Source organism: Haloparvum alkalitolerans, from assembly GCF_050122995.1.
Classification (GTDB): domain Archaea; phylum Halobacteriota; class Halobacteria; order Halobacteriales; family Haloferacaceae; genus Haloparvum; species Haloparvum alkalitolerans.
The window spans coordinates 109,466-125,488 of the sequence record NZ_JBNLIA010000005.1; the positions used below are offsets into that span (position 1 = coordinate 109,466).

Here is a 16,023-nt window from a genome sequence, read left to right on the forward strand (position 1 = left end):
ATGACGGACGGACCGGCGCGTATGGGCTTCCTCGACGAAGATTACCTGCTCGAATCGGCGTCCGCGCGCCGGCTGTACGACGAGATCCGCGACCTACCGATCCTGGACCCGCACAGCCACGTGGACGTGGCGGCGCTCGCGCGGAACGAGGGGTGGACCGACATCTGGGAGGTCGAGGGCGCGACCGACCACTACGTCTGGGAGCTGATGCGGAAACGCGGCGTCCCGGAGCGGAAGATCACCGGTGACGCGCCCAACCGCGAGAAGTGGGACGCGTTCGCGGCCGTCTTCCCGGAGTTCGCGGGCAACCCCACCTACGAATGGGTCCACCTCGACCTGAAGCGCCGGTTCGGGATCGAGAAGCCGATCTCCGCGGAGACCGCCGACGAGATCTGGACCGAGACGAAGGCGGCACTCGAGAGCCCCGAGATGCGCCAGCGCCGACTCCTCCATGAGATGGACGTCGAGGTCGTCTCTAGCACGGACGACCCGACCTCCGACCTGGAGCACCACCGCACGCTCGCCGACGAGTTCGACGGCGTGACCGTGCGCCCGACGTGGCGCCCAGACGCCGCGATGGGGGCCGGCGCCCCGGACTGGCCGGCATACGTCGATCGGCTCGGCGACGCCACCGACACGGACGTCGCGGACCTCGACGGCTTCCTCGCCGCGCTCCGGACGAGCCACGAGTACTTCGACGCCAACGGCTGCGGCGCCAGCGACCACGGCCTGAGCGAGGCCGTCACGAAGCCGGTCGACCGCGACCGCGCCGCGGACGTGTACGAGCGCGCGTACGCCGGCGAACCGCTGACGGACGCCGACGTCACCGACTTCAAGGCGTTCGTCCTCGAGCGGATCGGCGAGCTCAACCGGGAGACCGACTGGGTGACGCAACTGCACATCGGGCCGGTCCGGGACTACCGCGACTCCCTGTACGAGGAGCTCGGCACCGACGCGGGCGGGGACGTCTCGACGGGCGACCTCGACCTCGCCGACAACCTGCGGTACTTCCTCAACCGGTTCGACGAGGAGCTGGAGGTCGTCCTCTACGTCGTCGACCCGACCCACTACCCGACCGTGGCGACCGTCGCCCGCGCGTTCCCGAACGTCAGCGTCGGCGCGGCGTGGTGGTTCAACGACAGCCCGCACGGGATCGGGTCGCAACTGGAGTACGTGGGGACCGTCGACCTGCTCGCGAACTACGGCGGCATGGTGAGCGACTCTCGGAAGCTCCTGTCGTTCGGCTCACGCTTCGAGATGTTCCGCCGGACGCTGGCGAACACGGTCGGGGGGATGGTCGAGCGCGGACAGGTGCCCGGCCACGTCGCCGAGGACCTCGTCCGGCGGGTCGCCTACGAGCGCCCGGCGGAGCTGTGGGACTTCTGACGGCCGCCTGTTAACGGATAGAAGAAATCTGCCCGGAAGAAGCGTTCAGACGCCGCTGAACGCGGAGAACCCGCCGTCGATGGGGATCGATGCGCCGTGGACGAACTCCGCGCCCGGCGAGACGAGCCACAGGACGGTCGTCGCGAGGTCCTCCGGCCGCCCGAACCGGTTCTGCGGCGTGTGGTCGATGATCGTCTGGCCGCGGTCCGTGTACTCGCCGGTCTCCTCATCGATCAGCAGGTAGCGGTTCTGTTCGGTGAGGAAGAAGCCGGGCGCGATGGCGTTGACGCGGATATCCGCCGAGTAGTTGTGCGACATGTGGACCGCGAGCCACTCGGTGAAGTTCGAGACGGCCGCCTTCGCGCCCGAGTACGCGGGGATCTTCGTCAGCGGCGTGTAGGCGTTCATCGAGGAGACGTTCAGGATACAGCCCGTCCCCTCCTCGACCATGTACTCGCCGAAGACCTGCGAGGCGAGCACGGTGCCCGTGAAGTTGACGTCGAGCACCTGCCGGATCCCCTCCGTCGACAGGTCGAAGAACGAGGTGTCCGGCCCAGTGGTCGCGTCGGGGCTGTTCCCGCCCGCGGCGTTGATCAGCACGTCGATCCGGCCGTACTCGTCGACCACCGTCTCGGCGGCCGCCTCCAGTTCGACGCGGTCGAGGACGGACGCCGAGAGCGTGAGGTGTTCGATCCCCGCCTCGGCGAGCTCCTCGCCGGTCTCGCGCAGTTTCTCCTCGCCCCGCGCGAGGATCGCGACGGTCGCGCCGTTCTCGCCGAGGGCCCGCGCCATCTCGGAGCCGAGCACGCCGGAACCGCCGGTGACGACGCACACCTTGTCGTCGACGTCGAAGTCGTTGGATACGCTCATTGGCTGTCTGCTTCGTTCCTCGCGTGCAGACGGCATGTATCTTTTCGTCCGGGTCGGTCGAGAGTTACGTCCGGATCCGTCGAGAGGGTCTCAGTCCGCCGTGGTCTCGGGGTTGACGGCCGCCTCGCGGCCGTCGGTCTCGCTCCCGCCCGCGGTCGTCTGCTCCAGCAGTCCCCGCATGTAGCCGATCGCGAACAGCCGCCCCTTCGTGTGGTAGCCGGGGTTTGAGTTGTCCTCGCCCGCCATCGTGGGGACGTGATCCGGCCGCATCGGCCCGTCGAAGCCCGCGTCTCGGAACGCCTGCATCGCCGCGAGCATGTCGGTCGGCCCGTCGTCGTGCCACGTCTCGACGAAGTCGTCCGCCTCCCCCTCCACGTCGCGGAAGTGCGCGAAGTTGATCCGGTCGCCGAAGTGGCGGATCGTCTCCGGAACGTCCACGCCCATCGCGGCGAAATTGCCCTGACAGAACGTCACGCCGTTGTGCTCGCTGTCGACGATGTCGAGGATCCGGTCGTACGACTCGACGCTGTTGGCGAGCCGCGGCACGCCCCGCACCGAGTCGATCGGCGGGTCGGCGGGGTGAAGTCCGAGCTTCACGCCGGCCTCCTCGGCGACCGGGACGACCTCCTGCAGGAAGTACTCGAGGGCGTCCCAGAGCTGGTCCCGGCTCACGTCGGCGTAGTCGATCTCCGGACCGCCGGACATCCGCTCGTCCGTGTAGCCGGTCGTGTACGCCCCGCCCCGCGTCTCGACGTGGACCTCGGTTCGGGCCCACCGGACGCCCGCCATCCAGTCGTAACACACCACGGGGATGCCGACCGCTCCGCAGTCCCTGAGGAACTGCTTGAACTCGGCGATGTCCTCGTCGCGACCCTCGAGCCCCAACCGGACGCGGTCGGTGAGCGGCACGGAGCCCTCGATGACCGAGAGGTCGATGCCGACCTCCTCGAACCAGTTGGCCATCCCCTTGAGCTCGTCGTACGTCCAGTTCGTCTTGTCGTCCCCGATCTCGAGGGGGTGGACGACCGCGTTCGTGACGCCCATCTGGCGGGCGAGCTGCCACCGGTCGTCCGGCTCCGGCGGCAGGATCAGCGACAGTTGTACCATGTGTCAGTAGTAATTCCGCTCCAATAAATAAAAGTTGTTCTAGAGGGGGTTTTCGGCCCCGAGCGGCGTGCGGTCCGCCCGAACCCGACCGCAGTCATCGACTTCGAGGGGAAGAGGCTCTCGGCGGCCGCGGCCCCGTGAACGACGACGATCGTTCAAGGTGATCGAACGAATCGGCAACGCGAGCTACGCCGAGTGGCCGGTGCTGCGGCGAGGAACACCGGATCGGCAGAGCACGACCGCGATCAGCGTCCGATATAGTTGAACGGAGAGGAATTCAGATCCGGATCGGGATTACAGAAATACATTTGTAACGTTATCCGTCTTTCACCGTCGTCTCCGCCCTGCAGTCGACGACGCCCCGCGGACACGAGAGGGATCTTTTTCGATCCGGTGAAACGAGAGAACGATTTTATGCGCGTTCTGGGCCATCTACCGTCGGATGCGGGAATCATGTGGCGTTGGCGGCCGCCGGCCAGCGGCGTGTGTCCGACAGTGTTGAACGACGTGCCGGCCAGCGCCGGGAGAGCGGCGGGTTCGGGAAGATCAGTAACGATCGTGAGGGTCGTTTCCGGCGCGAACTCCGCGCCCCCCGTCCCGCACGCCCAGTCGGTTCAACGATGTTGGATTCCGGGGGGCGCGACGGGCTCGGAGCGGGCGGCCGGGAGCGCGATCGGTCGTTCCAGTATTTTTAATACACTCGTGACCCGAGTACCCGGTGATGCACCTGTTAGCATACCCCCGAGAGACGCGGTCGCTCGACGGGACGTGGCAGGCGATCCCCGATCAGTACGAGAACTTCGAAGGGTACTTCGAGGACTTCTTCGACGACGAGGACGACAATCCCGCCGGCTTCGAGGTGAAGTCCATCTACGAACCCGGCGCGTCGGAGGAGAACGACCCGTGCGACTTCAACATCCACGACGGCCGCTCGGTCTCGATCCCCTCCAGCTGGGGCGAGGAGATCCCCGAGTTCCGCCACTACGAGGGCTGGGTCTGGTACGCGCGCACGTTCGACTGGGACGCCGACGAGGGCGACGACCGCGCGTTCCTCCGGTTCGGCGCCGTCAACTACAAGGCGAAGGTGTGGCTGAACGGGGAACTGCTGGGCACGCACGAGGGGGGCTTCACGCCCTTCAGCTTCGAGGCGACCGACGCGCTGCAGGAGGGCGAAAACGTGCTCGTCGTCAAGACCGACAACCAGCGGTACGAGGACGGCATCCCCAACGAGGCGACCGACTGGTTCAACTTCGGCGGGATCAACCGCTCCGTCGAACTGGTCGAGGTACCGGACGCCTACGTGCGCAACTTCAAGGTCGAGTCGGAGCTGTCCGACGGGGCCGTCGACGTCAGCGTCTCGGCGTGGGTCGAGGGCGCCGAGGGCGACGGGACGAGCGTCTCCGCCGCCTTCCCGGAGCTGGACCGCGACGTGTCGCTCGAGGCGGCCGGCGACGGCGAGTTCACCGGGGAGCTCCGGCTCCCGGAGGAGGAGGTGTCGCTGTGGAGCACCGAGGACCCGCACCTGTACACGGTCCGCGTCGAGGCCGACGGGGACGCCGTCGAGGACCGCGTCGGGCTCCGCGACCTCCGCGTCCGCGACGGCGACGTGCTGTTGAACGGCGAGCCCCTCTGGCTGCGCGGCATCGCGCTCCACGAGGAGGCCGCGGGCAAGGGCCGAGCGCTCGACGCCGAGGACGTCGAGGAGCGGTTCCAGTGGATCGCCGAACTGGGCTGTAACTACGCCCGGCTGGCCCACTACCCGCACACCGAGCAGATGGCCCGGAAGGCCGACGAGGAGGGGGTCCTCCTGTGGGAGGAGGTGCCCGCGTACTGGGACATCAACTTCGGCGACGAGGAGGTCCAGGAGCTGTACCGGCAGCAGCTCCGCGAGCTGGTCCAGCGCGACTGGAACCGCCCCTCCGTCGCGATGTGGTCCATCGCGAACGAGACCGACCACACCGACGACACCCGCAACGAGGTCCTCCCGCAGATGGCGGACTACGTCCGCGACCTCGACGACACGCGGCTGGTGACCGCCGCCTGCTTCGTGGACGAGACCGACGACGGCCTCGAGATCCGCGACCCCCTGGAGGAGCACCTGGACGTCATCGGCATCAACGAGTACCACGGCTGGTACTACGGGGACGCCGACAACATGCAGGAGTTCCAGGAGGACCCCGAGGGCACGCCGGTCGTCATCTCGGAGACCGGCGGCGGCGCCAAGTGGGGCCACCACGGCGACGCGGACGAGCGCTGGACCGAGGAGTTCCAGGCCGAGATCTACCGCGGGCAGACGGAGGCGGCCGCGGAGAACGACCAGATCGTCGGGTTCTCGCCGTGGATCCTGTTCGACTTCCGCGCACCGATGCGCCAGAACGAGTTCCAGCGCGGCTACAACCGGAAGGGCGTCGTCGACCAGCACGGACGCAAGAAGCAGGCGTTCCACGTGCTGCGAGACTTCTACCAGACGCACCGCTGACGACGAGAGCCGCGTCGCGAACTGCACTGGTGAGAAAGGGCGGTCGGGGCGACGGTCGCCGGCGCCCCCGCCGACCGTCAGTCGCTACCGGGCAGCCACTGCATACAGACCGGCTCCGGGACCGACAGCGACTCTCCCGTCCGGGAGAGCACCCCAGTGTCTGCGTCGACGTCGAAGGCGACGATCTCGTCCGTGTGGCGGTTCTCCGCGAACAGGCGGCTGCCGTCGGGCGCGACCGCGAAGTGGCGCGGCCACTCGCCGCCCGTCGGCGTCTGGCCGACTCGCGCGAGCGTCCCCTCCTCGACGGAGAAGGTGACGATCGTGTCGAGGCCGCGGTTCGAACCGTACACGTACTCGCCCGACGGATGGACGGCGATTTCGGCGGTCTTGTTCTCGCCCGCGAACTCCGGGGGGAGGGTGGAGACGGTCGACCGCTCGGTCAGCAGACCGTCCGACCCGCGGTCCAGCACGGTCGCGGTCGAGTCGAGTTCGTTTATCAGGTACGCCCGGTCGCCGTCGGGTGAGAACGAGAGGTGTCGCGGCCCCGACCCGGGAGCGAGGTCGACCGCGCCCACGCGGGAGAGCGAGGGCTCGTCGCGCTCGACCGCGTAGACGTGGACCTCGTCGGTGCCCAGGTCCGGTACGTACGCGAACCGGTCCTCGGGGCCGAGCGTGATCGAGTGCGGATGCGGGGCGGTCTGGCGGTCGGGGTCGACGCTCGACCCCTCGTGTTCGACCACCTCGGAGGGCGGATCGATCCCGCCGTCGGGACCGAGGGAGAGCATCGAGACCGCCCCGCCGGCGTAGTGCGCGACGAACAGGTACCGACCCGTCTCGTCGACGGAGCAGTAGCAGGGGGCCACCGCCCCGCTCCGGGCGCCGTCCCGCTCGGTCAGCGCCCCCGTCTCGCGGTCGACCTCGTACGACCGAACGACGCCCTCCTCGTCCTCGCGGACGGCCGCGTAGAGGTACTCACCCGACGGGTGAAACGTCACGAACGTCGGGTCGGGGCCGGCCGCCACGGCGTCGAGGTGCCGCATCGACCCCGTCTCGGAGTCGACCGCCACGGTGTGGACGCTCTCGTCGGTCGCCGCGCTGTACGTTCCTACCGCCGCTATCTGGGTGTCGCGTGTCATTGGTGTCTGCTCCGACCGTCCGCGGTGTCCGCCGCTCGATTCCGACCGCTCATGGGGTCGGATCGGCGGGTGGTTCGTCCCATTGCTCTCCGTTGTCGACCGGGTCGTAGCCGAGCCGGTCGCGCGCGTTCCGTATCGAGAACCAGCGCCGGTCGTTGTCGCTGACGCCGTTGAAGACGTCGAACTCGACCGAGTCGTCGGCGAGGCAGCGGTCGACCAGGTGGGCGAAGTCCCGCCGGGAGTGCCACGTCGCCTTCGTCCGCGCCACCGACCGCTCGTAGGCGTCGCTCCCGCGGTCGATTTCTCCCTCGGCGACGCGGCGCTCTGCCCGACCGTACGGATGGTCGATTTCCGGCGGGAGCACCGAGCAGATCCGGAGCGCGTAGAACCGGCGCGGATAGGCGTACCGCTCCGCGTAGTAGCGGCCCAGGTCCTCCCCGAACGACTTGGTCGCCCCGTAACACGAGTCCGGGCGGACCGGGTCGGTCGTGTCGAGACGCAGGTCGTAGTCCGGTTCGTACAGCTCCGGAGCGTGCTCCTCCTCGTACATGCCCATCACGTGGTTCGTCGACGCGAACACGAACGTCTCCACCTCCGCGGCCCGGGCGGCCTCGAGCGCGTTGTACATCCCCACGACGTTGGGCTCGAACACGTCCTCCCACTCGCCGTCCGTGTAGGGGTACGCCGCGAGGTGCACGACGGCGTCCTGCCCGTCGAACGCCGGCCGGATGGCGTCGTAGTCCGCGATATCCGCGACGTGCGTGTCGAAGCCGCCGTAGCGGTGGTCGGCCGGACGGTCCGACCGGTTCAGGTACGTGAACTCGTACCCCGGGTCGTCGTCGAGGTGGTCGATGATCGCGGTCCCGCACCTGCCGTACGAACCGGTCACGAGAACGTTCATGCGGGCGTGGTCAGGGCGCGGCGCCGTCGCGGCGCATGGTTCACTGACCCCCATCGTCCGAACACGACAGGATGCCGTTCAGGTAGGCGACCGCGTGGGCGCGCGACCGGTGGCCCCACTCCGTGTCGCCGACGACCTCCGGGACGTGGTCGGGGACCACGACGCCGTCGAAGCCCGCGTCGCGGAGGGTCTCGATCGCCGCGACCGGGTCGTAGTTGCTCCGATCGTCGTCCAGGAAGGTCTCGGTGAACCGCGGCCAGGTGCCCACGACGTCGCGGAAGTGGACGAACACGATGTCGTCGCGCTCCCCGAAGTGCGCGATCACCTCCTCGACGTCGGCGTCCGGCATCTCGGAGAAGCAGCCCAGACAGAGCTTGAGCCCGTGGGCGTCGCTCGGAACCGCCTCCATCGCCCGCCGGAACGCCTCGAAGTTCCGGAACAGCCGCGGGATCCCGCCGAGCTGCTCCACGGTCGGCGGGTCCGCCGGGTGAAGCGCCAGCCGCACGCCGGCCTCCTCGGCCACGGGGAGCACCTCCTCCAGGAACGCCTCGTAGTTGTCCCACAGCTCCGCCTCGGTGTACTCCCGCTCCAGTTCGTCGACGGGCTCGTACGGCTCGTCGAGGTCCTCGATGTCGAACTCGCGACCGCGGGCGCCGCCGCGGAGCCGCGCGGTCTGGGAGGTCCGCATCGGGACCACGCCGCGGGGGTTCCACTGGTAGCCGAGGATCGGGATGCCCGCCCGCCCGAGGTTCCGGATCAGCTGTTTGATCGTCTCCAGCTGGCTCTCCTTGCCCTCCTTGTCGAGCATGATCTTCCCGTAGACGTTGTAGCTCAGCGACTGGATCCCCATCAGTCGGAGCCCGGCGTCTTCCGCGCGCCGGCGCGCCTGCACGAGTTCGGAGACGCTCGGAACGACGCCGTCGTCGATGGTGATCGTCTCGTCGTCGCCGCTGCCCTCGTCTTCGAACACGTCGCCGCGGGGGGAGCGGTGGTCGAGAAACACGTCCCGGACGCCGATCTGGCGGCAGAACGCGAGCCGTTCGTCCGACAGGGTACGGGTCCGGAGGCCGGTTCGGAGCGGGAGCTGTTCGGTGTCGGTGCGCGGTCTCTCGTCGTGGGTTGCGTCGGTCATCGTCGTGTGAATCGGTCGTGAGTCGGTCTGTCGTGCTGTCTCGCTCGGCGGTGCGTGTCGGCGGTTCGCTGTCAGTCGATGAGCCGGTCGATGGCGTCGTCCAGTTCCTCGTAGATGGCTTCGGCACGCTCCTCCTCCGCGGAGGTGAGCGGGCGGATGGGCTCACGCACGTCGCCCCCGTGGAGGCCGGCGAGGTCGAGCCCCTTCTTGACGGCCGGGACGCTGACCGCGCCGGGGAGCGCGTTGTTCCGTCCCGTCTCGCTCCGGAACCGCTGGTAGGGGAGGCAGACGTCCCTGAGCGCGCGCGCCCGCTCCCAGTCCTCCTCGGAGAGGGCCCGGAAGAGCGCGCGGCCGACCTCGGGCCGGAAGTTGCTGACGCCCGCGGTGAACCCCTCGATCCCCTCCGCCCAGTAGGCGACCGCGTACGGCTCCGCGAGCCCGTCGACCCAGACGGCGTCGTCGTCGCCGGCGCGGACGGCCTCGCCCAGTTTCACCGGGTCCTCCAGGGCGTACTTTACCCCGACGACGCCGTCGACGCGGGTGAGGTCCGCGAGGAACTCCACGGAGGGGTCGAACCCGCGGACGTACGGGACGAGCGGGGCGTCCGTTCCCGCGGAGAGCTTGCGGTAGTACTCCAGCAGCCCCCGCTCGTGGAGGTAGGTGTGGTCCGGCGGCATGACCATCATCGCGTCGGCGCCGACGCGGTCGTACGCCTCGATCAGCTCCAGCGCGTCGGGCGTGCTCCCGCCGACGCCCGCGAGGACGCACGCGTCCGACGGGAGCGCGTCGACCACCGTCTCGACGCTCGCGATGCGCTCCGCCTGGGAGAGGGAGTGGTACTCGCTGATGTTCGCGGCCGCCAGGAAGGTGCGCATGTCCGCGTCGTAGAGCGACTCCGCGTTCGCCGCGACCTTCCCGTGGTCGATCTCGAGGTTCTCGTCGAAGGGCGTGAGCAACCCGACAGCGACGTCTCGCAATCGCTGTCGGACCTGCACTGCTGTCGATGACATCATGTGACATGATACGGCCGGCAGGAATAAAGCCATCGTTGACGGCGCATAAACGGCGGGTTCGCGGCGGGCGCGCCGGTGGCTAGTGCAGGTCGGGGACGATTCCGCGGACCGGCCGCGGTCCGCGACGGCTTCCCCGTGGCGTGGTCAGTAGTTGCGGTAGACCGTCTTCGTCGACGTGAAGAAGTCGAGCCCCGCGTCGCCCTGCTCGCGGTAGGTGTTCGTCGAGGAGTTCTTGTACCCGCCGAAGGGGACGTGGAGTTCGAGCCCGGTCGTCTTCTCGTTCACCTTCGCGACGCCGGCCTCGATCCGGTCGACGAACGCGTCGGCCTCGGTGAGGTCCTGCGTGACGACGCTCGCGGAGAGGCCGTAGTCGACGTCGTTGGCCAGCTCGAGGGCCTCCTCGAAGTCGCTCGCCTCGATGACCGACAGCACCGGCCCGAAGATCTCCTCCTGGGCGATGCGCATGTCGTTGTCGACGTCCGAGAACACCGCCGGCTCGACGTAGTAGCCGTCGCCGGTCGCCGACTCGGCCGGACGCTCGCCGCCGGTCTCGAGCGTCGCCCCCTCCTCCTGTCCGATCTCGACGTACTCGAGGGTGGACTCGAGCTCGGCCGCCGAGACGTGCGGACCCATGTCAGGGTTCTCGAGCCCCGGCCCGATCTCGACGTCGGTCGCGTACTCGACCATGGCCTCGACGAACTCGTCGTAGACCTCCTCGTGGACGATCGCGCGCGACGCCGCCGTGCACGACTGGCCCGTCGTGCCGAACGCGCCGGCGCCGAGGATCTCGACCGCCTCGTCGACGTCCGCGCTCGGCATCACGACGGTCGGGTTCTTGCCGCCCATCTCGCACTGGACGCGCTTGAGGTCGTCCGCGGCGCTCCGGGCGACGCTCGTCCCGACCGCGGTGCTCCCGGTGAACGAGACGCCGTCCACGTCGTCGTGCTCCGCGAGGGGCGTCCCCACCTCGCTGCCGGAGCCGGTCACCATGTTCGCGACGCCGGCCGGGAGGCCCGCCTCGTCGAGGCACTCGAAGAGGACCGCCGTCATGGTCGGCGCCGCGGAGGCGGGCTTCACGACCGCCGTGTTCCCCGCGGCCAGCGCCGGTGCGAGCTTCCAGGCGGGGATGGCGACCGGGTAGTTCCACGGCGTGATCAGGCCGACGGTCCCGAGCGGTTCCCGCTTCGTGTACAGGTCCTTGTTCCGCCCGCTCGGCGACTTACTGATCCCGCCGAGGTCGCGCGCCTTCTGGGCGTAGTAGGCGAAGATGTCGATCGCCCGCTGGACCTCCCCGGCCGCCTCGGCGCGCGTCTTCCCCTCCTCGCGCACGAGCGTCTCCGTCGCGGACTCCTTGCGCTCCGCGAGCAGTTCGCCCGCACGCTTGAGGACGTCGCCGCGGTTCGGACCGGGCGTGTCGGCCCATTCCGACTGCGCGTCGACCGCGGCGTCGACCGCCGCGTCGAGGTCGTCGACCGTCGAGGCCTGGAACCGGCCGACGGTCTCGGACGGGTCCGCCGGGTTCTCGACGTCGAACGTCTCGCCCGACTCGGAGGCGATCCACTCACCGTTCACGTAGTTCTCGTACACTGTCGGCATCCACTCGACGTTCCGCGGCGAGCGATACAAAGGTTTTGATGAGGGGAGTATTGCGACCGACCGGGCGCGGGCCGGGCCATTCCCGGTATCCTTTGCGGACACGTACAGCCTTTTGGCGGTGCGTGGGGTAGCACTCGCCGTGACCATCGAGACAGTCCTGCTAGCCGTCAACGAAGAGGACGACCGTCGCGTCGAGCGACTGGCCGACGTCGCCCTCGAGGTCGCGGAACCGCTCGACGCGACGGTCGTCATCGCGCACGTCCTCCCCGAGGAGCCGGAGGTTGTTTCGACGAGCACGGCGCCCATCTCGGGCTCTCCCGGCCCCTACGTGCTCTCCGACGACGAGTACGACGACCTGCTCGAGGAGTTCCCTCCCGAGGAGTACACGGTCGACGAGATCGTCGCCGAACAGGGGACGGTCCGGGCGGTCGCCGACGCGGTGGCCGACGCGGGCGTCGATCACGAGGTCCGCGGCGCGGTCGGCGACCCGAGCGAAGGGCTCGTCGCGCTCGCCGACGAGTTCGACGCGGACCGAATCGTCGTCAGCGGGCGGAGCCGCTCGCCCACGGACAAGGTGATCTTCGGCAGCGTCGCGCAGACCGTCCTCCTCGAGTCGCCGTGTCCGGTCACGTTCGTCCGGAACGACTGATCCGGGGACCCGAGACGAAAAGCGACGCGACGGGGCGGGTACTTTTCTGACCAACGCCGACCATCTTTCTGAACAACGCTGCCCACTTTTCTGACCAACGCTGACCACCTTTCTGAGACACACCGACCGCGAGAGAAGGCGACGGCCGCGATAAGTGGCGAGAACCCCGTCGCGATCAGTCGGCCCGGACCGCGTCGGGCGCCGGGCTGGAGTCCCAGTCGGTGAGCCAGAGCACGCCGAGCCCGACCGTGACGACCGCGAGGAAGCCGGCCCAGATGAGGAGCGTCGTGCTCCGACCGAACGCGTCGATCAGGGGCGTGGGGACGAACGGCGAGATCGCGAAGCCGAGATACATGGTCGTCGTCACACCGCTGAGAGCGCGGCCGCGGTACTCCTCGTTCACGATCGCCGCCACCCAGTCGTTGATCGTCGGGAGCAGGAACCCCATCCCGCCGGCCGCGACGAGGATGCCGCCGAGGACGACCGCGAAGACGTCCGTCGCGCTGATGATGGCGTAGCCGACCGACGCGATCCCGAACGCGATCATCAGGATCGTCGCGTGCTGGAACCGCCTCCGGAACCGGCCGTACAGCGCCGCGGAGGCGACCCCGGCGACCATCGCGGCCGACAGGGCGACGCCGGTCATCCCGCTGCTGACCCCGATCGACTCACGGAGGTAGTACGGCACCTCGATCTGGATCAGGTTGTTCGTCAACATCCCGAAGGTGACGAGGAAGTAGGCGACGAGGAGGATCAGCACCGGCGACTCGCGCGCAATGTTGACCGCGGCCTCGATCCGGCCGACCTCGTCGTCGGTGGCGGCCCGGTGCACGTCCGGTTCGGGAAGGTGCCGGATCACCGGCGGGACCAGAAGCAGCGCGAGCGCGTAGATGGGGAAGATGAACCGCCAGTTGACCGAGGCGATGGCGCCCCCGAGGAGCGCGGCGACCGCGCCGCCGGCCATCTGGATCGCCCCGTACCACCCCATCACGGACTCGCGGCGGCTCCCCGAGTAGTAGTCCGAGATGAGCGTCGGCACGGTCACCATCAGCGTGGCGACCGCGATCCCGTCGAACACCCGCGTCAGGAGGATCAGGTAGATCGAGTCGAGGAAGAACGCGATACTCGTTCCGAACCCGTAGATCACGATCGACGCGATCAGCACCGGCTTCCGCCTGTACCGGTCGAGGAGGTAGCCGACGATCGGCGCCACGATCACCACGATCGGGGCCGACATCGTACTGACCATCTGCGCGAGCGTCTCCGAGTTCGGCAGGTGCGAGAACGTGGTCTGTATCGCCGGGATGGTCGGGTTGATCAGCGCCCCGGAGAACGCAGCCATCACCGGAATGAGCAGCAGCGTAACGAGCTGCGGATAGTTGAACGAGGATTGGGTATCGGTAGACATCGTGTGCTAGTTGAGAGGGGTGTTCGTGCACGTCCGATCGACGGAGCTGACGCCGTCGGACGCCGGGGTCACGGCGTTGGGTCCGGTCGGCGTGCCGCCGGCGGAGACCGGTCCGCGAACCCGGTTCGGCGGCGAGGCGTCGAACGCCGGTCGGTCGGTCGAGGAGAGATGCCTATGGTCCCGATGACGGCTCGTGTCGTTCATGTCACGCTCTCTCGTTCATCACTCATCATAATAAATACACGGAATGACTTCGGCCCCGTGGGCGTAAGTTTCACCGGTGCTGTCGAGCATTATTCGGCCGCGGGGCCCGCGGGAGCCGGGAGACGGCAGCCGCGAGACGGACCGAATTCGTCCAATGATATTAGACAGAACATGTAGACAACAATAAAGAACGGTTAACTGCCGGGAGCGTCTATCTTACGTCATGAGCGAGGACCGAACCGACTCCGGCGGAGAACAACGGATCAGCTCCGTCGACAACGTGTTCAACATCGTCGAAAAGATGCAGGAGCTGGAGCAGTGCGGCGTCTCCGAACTCGCGGACCACCTCGACGTTCCCAAGAGCACGGTGCACATCTACCTCAAGACCCTCGAGGACCTCGGATACGTCATCAACGACGGCGGTCGCTACCGGCTGAGCCTACGGTTCCTGCAGGTCGGCGGGCTCGTCCGCCACAACCGGAACGGCTACCAGGCGGCGCGGTCGGAGGTCGACACCCTCTCCCGAACGACCGGCGAGGTGGGAACCCTCGGGTACGAGGAGAACGGGATGCGGGTGCTCGTCTATCGGTCCGAACCGGTCGAGGGAGTCTCGGACAACGCCCCGACCGGCGAGTACACCAGGATGCACTGGACCGCGGTCGGCAAGGCGCTCCTCGCACAGCACACGGACGAGGAGGTCCGGGACATCGTCGACCGCTACGGGATCCCCGCGGCCACGGAGCAGACGATCACCGACCTCGACGAGCTCCTGGCGGAGATGGACCGGGTCCGCGAACAGGGGTACTCGACGGAGGACGAGGAGCGAGTCAGCGGGATCAAGTCGGTCGCCGTCCCGATCGGCGGCGACGACCCGGACTCGGAGAACATCGCGGTCTCGATCGCCGGCCCGAAACACCGGTTCAGCGACGAGCGCATCGAGGACGAGCTCCTTCCCGAACTCCGGAACGCCGCGAACGTGATCGAGCTCCAGTCCCGACACTACTGACGCGGACGCCCCCTTCCGCTCCCTCCCATTACACATATATATTTGTAACACCGTGCGAACTGCGTTCGAGATAGTTGAACGACGGGGCTGACGTCGCGTTTCCGACCGGTCGAGCGACCGGAATCCCCCGACGGTCGCCTCTCGAACCGAGCGCGCGCCGCGTCCACCGCGTCCCCGTGCGCGGCGCATCCACCGAGACGAACCCCTCCCGCGGGAGACGACCGACCGCGGTCGAGAACCGCGGGGACGACGGAGGAGGGGACGCGGAGGGGGGCGGCGGAGGGGAGCGGTGGAAGCCGGACTGGGATCTACAAAATTACCAGATTACGTAGTTATATCGAATAATGGCAGAATTCACAAATGAGATCAGTGGCCGCCGGAGACGGCGTGGAGACCGACGATCCCGAAGACGATCACGGAGATGAACAGCAGTCGGGCGCCCGTCGCCGGCTCGTCGAAGAGGACGATACCGAGCGTCGCGGTCCCGACGGCACCGATTCCGGTCCACACGGCGTACGCGGTCCCGATCGGCAGGTCTTGGACCGCCCTGGCCAGCAGCACCATGCTGATGAGGAGCGAGGCGGCCGTTGCGACGGTCGGTACCGGCTCCGTGAGGCCGTCGGAGTACTCCAGCCCGATCGCCCAGGCGATCTCGAACAGACCGGCGACGAAGAGGACGAGCCACGACATCGTGTCGGATTACCCCGATCGGCCGGCTATAGCTTTCGGTCCCGCGGAGTCGACCGACGACTCGAACGCCGCGAGACGAGACCGGCCGGATCCACACGCGTGCGCCGGAGGCCGGACGTGCGGCCGTCACCGGACTCCCCGAACCCGAACTCCCCGAACCCCGACCGAAACCGACCTCTCCGGGAACCGTATCCTCGACTCTTTTCTGATCCACATACTGTTATTATTTCTGGTAGGTTTGTTCAACGGACAGGGATCGTCGTCCGCGACCGGGCCGGCGAGAGGCCCGAGTTCGAGTGCCCGAGTTGATCGAATCGCGCGCGAGCCGGGTGCGCGGCGGGCGCGGAGTGAACCGATCCGACGGTCGACACCGCGGCCGGACGGGGGAAGCGCCGCGCGGACCGCCCGGACCGCGCGGATCGGCCGTCAGCGGTCCGGAAACCGGG

13 protein-coding genes are annotated in these 16,023 nt (G+C 68.2%); 4 read left to right on the forward strand and 9 right to left on the reverse strand.

Translation table 11 applies throughout. The annotated features are described in order from the left end of the window. Window positions 1-21 precede the first annotated feature (21 nt). Window positions 22-1,386, forward strand: coding sequence for a glucuronate isomerase (uxaC, locus tag ACQE3L_RS07730; RefSeq protein WP_426963208.1), 1,365 nt, complete (start codon window positions 22-24; stop codon window positions 1,384-1,386). A 45-nt stretch (window positions 1,387-1,431) separates the two neighbouring features. Here uxaC and ACQE3L_RS07735 read toward each other — a convergent pair whose 3' ends face one another. Then, window positions 1,432-2,256, reverse strand: a complete 825-nt coding sequence (locus ACQE3L_RS07735) for an SDR family oxidoreductase (protein WP_426963210.1) — start codon at window positions 2,254-2,256, stop codon at window positions 1,432-1,434. A 90-nt stretch (window positions 2,257-2,346) separates the two neighbouring features. Beyond that, entirely contained in the window at window positions 2,347-3,300 is a 954-nt protein-coding gene (locus ACQE3L_RS07740; RefSeq protein WP_426963349.1) for a mannonate dehydratase, read from the reverse strand. A 784-nt stretch (window positions 3,301-4,084) separates the two neighbouring features. Here ACQE3L_RS07740 and ACQE3L_RS07745 point away from each other — a divergent pair. Next, window positions 4,085-5,842: a glycoside hydrolase family 2 protein gene (locus ACQE3L_RS07745; protein ID WP_426963212.1), complete on the forward strand. Its 1,758-nt coding sequence runs from the start codon at window positions 4,085-4,087 to the stop codon at window positions 5,840-5,842. Window positions 5,843-5,919: 77 nt separating this feature from the next. Here the strand turns inward: ACQE3L_RS07745 and ACQE3L_RS07750 are convergent, their stop codons facing one another. The 5 genes from ACQE3L_RS07750 to xacF form a co-directional block, all read right to left on the reverse strand. Then, on the reverse strand, window positions 5,920-6,978 hold the full coding sequence (locus tag ACQE3L_RS07750) for a lactonase family protein (protein ID WP_426963214.1): 1,059 nt from the start codon (window positions 6,976-6,978) through the stop codon (window positions 5,920-5,922). 49 nt (window positions 6,979-7,027) lie between these two features. Then, window positions 7,028-7,879, reverse strand: coding sequence for an NAD-dependent epimerase/dehydratase family protein (locus ACQE3L_RS07755; RefSeq protein WP_426963216.1), 852 nt, complete (start codon window positions 7,877-7,879; stop codon window positions 7,028-7,030). A gap of 40 nt (window positions 7,880-7,919) precedes the next feature. Further along, window positions 7,920-9,011 (reverse strand): mannonate dehydratase, encoded by a 1,092-nt coding sequence (locus tag ACQE3L_RS07760; RefSeq protein WP_426963218.1) that lies wholly within the window; start codon window positions 9,009-9,011, stop codon window positions 7,920-7,922. 71 nt (window positions 9,012-9,082) lie between these two features. Further along, the gene (locus tag ACQE3L_RS07765) at window positions 9,083-10,021 is read right to left on the reverse strand and encodes a dihydrodipicolinate synthase family protein (protein ID WP_426963220.1); all 939 of its coding nucleotides are present in this window, start codon (window positions 10,019-10,021) and stop codon (window positions 9,083-9,085) included. A gap of 147 nt (window positions 10,022-10,168) precedes the next feature. Beyond that, a complete protein-coding gene (gene xacF / locus ACQE3L_RS07770) occupies window positions 10,169-11,620 on the reverse strand; it encodes a 2,5-dioxovalerate dehydrogenase (RefSeq protein WP_426963221.1) in 1,452 nt (483 codons plus the stop codon). A gap of 139 nt (window positions 11,621-11,759) precedes the next feature. On the opposite strand from xacF, the gene ACQE3L_RS07775 reads away from it, so the two are divergent. Beyond that, window positions 11,760-12,269, forward strand: coding sequence for a universal stress protein (locus ACQE3L_RS07775; RefSeq protein WP_426963223.1), 510 nt, complete (start codon window positions 11,760-11,762; stop codon window positions 12,267-12,269). Window positions 12,270-12,444: 175 nt separating this feature from the next. Here the strand turns inward: ACQE3L_RS07775 and ACQE3L_RS07780 are convergent, their stop codons facing one another. Further along, the gene (locus tag ACQE3L_RS07780; protein WP_426963225.1) at window positions 12,445-13,677 is read right to left on the reverse strand and encodes an MFS transporter; all 1,233 of its coding nucleotides are present in this window, start codon (window positions 13,675-13,677) and stop codon (window positions 12,445-12,447) included. Window positions 13,678-14,104: 427 nt separating this feature from the next. Between ACQE3L_RS07780 and ACQE3L_RS07785 the strand changes: the two genes are divergently transcribed. Next, on the forward strand, window positions 14,105-14,887 hold the full coding sequence (locus tag ACQE3L_RS07785) for an IclR family transcriptional regulator (RefSeq protein WP_426963227.1): 783 nt from the start codon (window positions 14,105-14,107) through the stop codon (window positions 14,885-14,887). Between the two features lie 366 nt (window positions 14,888-15,253). Here the strand turns inward: ACQE3L_RS07785 and ACQE3L_RS07790 are convergent, their stop codons facing one another. Then, window positions 15,254-15,577 carry a DMT family transporter gene (locus ACQE3L_RS07790; RefSeq protein WP_426963229.1) on the reverse strand — a complete coding sequence of 108 codons (324 nt, stop codon included), beginning with the start codon at window positions 15,575-15,577 and terminating at the stop codon, window positions 15,254-15,256. Window positions 15,578-16,023: the final 446 nt, after the last annotated feature.

Excerpts from the sequence above, each read along its gene's own strand:
- xacF (WP_426963221.1), bottom strand. The coding sequence starts at position 11,620 with ATGCCGACAGTGTACGAGAACTACGTGAACGGTGAGTGGATCGCCTCC.
- ACQE3L_RS07745 (WP_426963212.1), top strand. The coding sequence starts at position 4,085 with ATGCACCTGTTAGCATACCCCCGAGAGACGCGGTCGCTCGACGGGACG.
- ACQE3L_RS07735 (WP_426963210.1), bottom strand. The coding sequence starts at position 2,256 with ATGAGCGTATCCAACGACTTCGACGTCGACGACAAGGTGTGCGTCGTC.
- ACQE3L_RS07785 (WP_426963227.1), top strand. The coding sequence starts at position 14,105 with ATGAGCGAGGACCGAACCGACTCCGGCGGAGAACAACGGATCAGCTCC.
- ACQE3L_RS07740 (WP_426963349.1), bottom strand. The coding sequence starts at position 3,300 with ATGGGCGTCACGAACGCGGTCGTCCACCCCCTCGAGATCGGGGACGAC.
- uxaC (WP_426963208.1), top strand. The coding sequence starts at position 22 with ATGGGCTTCCTCGACGAAGATTACCTGCTCGAATCGGCGTCCGCGCGC.
- ACQE3L_RS07765 (WP_426963220.1), bottom strand. The coding sequence starts at position 10,021 with ATGTCATCGACAGCAGTGCAGGTCCGACAGCGATTGCGAGACGTCGCT.
- ACQE3L_RS07790 (WP_426963229.1), bottom strand. The coding sequence starts at position 15,577 with ATGTCGTGGCTCGTCCTCTTCGTCGCCGGTCTGTTCGAGATCGCCTGG.
- ACQE3L_RS07760 (WP_426963218.1), bottom strand. The coding sequence starts at position 9,011 with ATGACCGACGCAACCCACGACGAGAGACCGCGCACCGACACCGAACAG.
- ACQE3L_RS07750 (WP_426963214.1), bottom strand. The coding sequence starts at position 6,978 with ATGACACGCGACACCCAGATAGCGGCGGTAGGAACGTACAGCGCGGCG.
- ACQE3L_RS07780 (WP_426963225.1), bottom strand. The coding sequence starts at position 13,677 with ATGTCTACCGATACCCAATCCTCGTTCAACTATCCGCAGCTCGTTACG.
- ACQE3L_RS07755 (WP_426963216.1), bottom strand. The coding sequence starts at position 7,879 with ATGAACGTTCTCGTGACCGGTTCGTACGGCAGGTGCGGGACCGCGATC.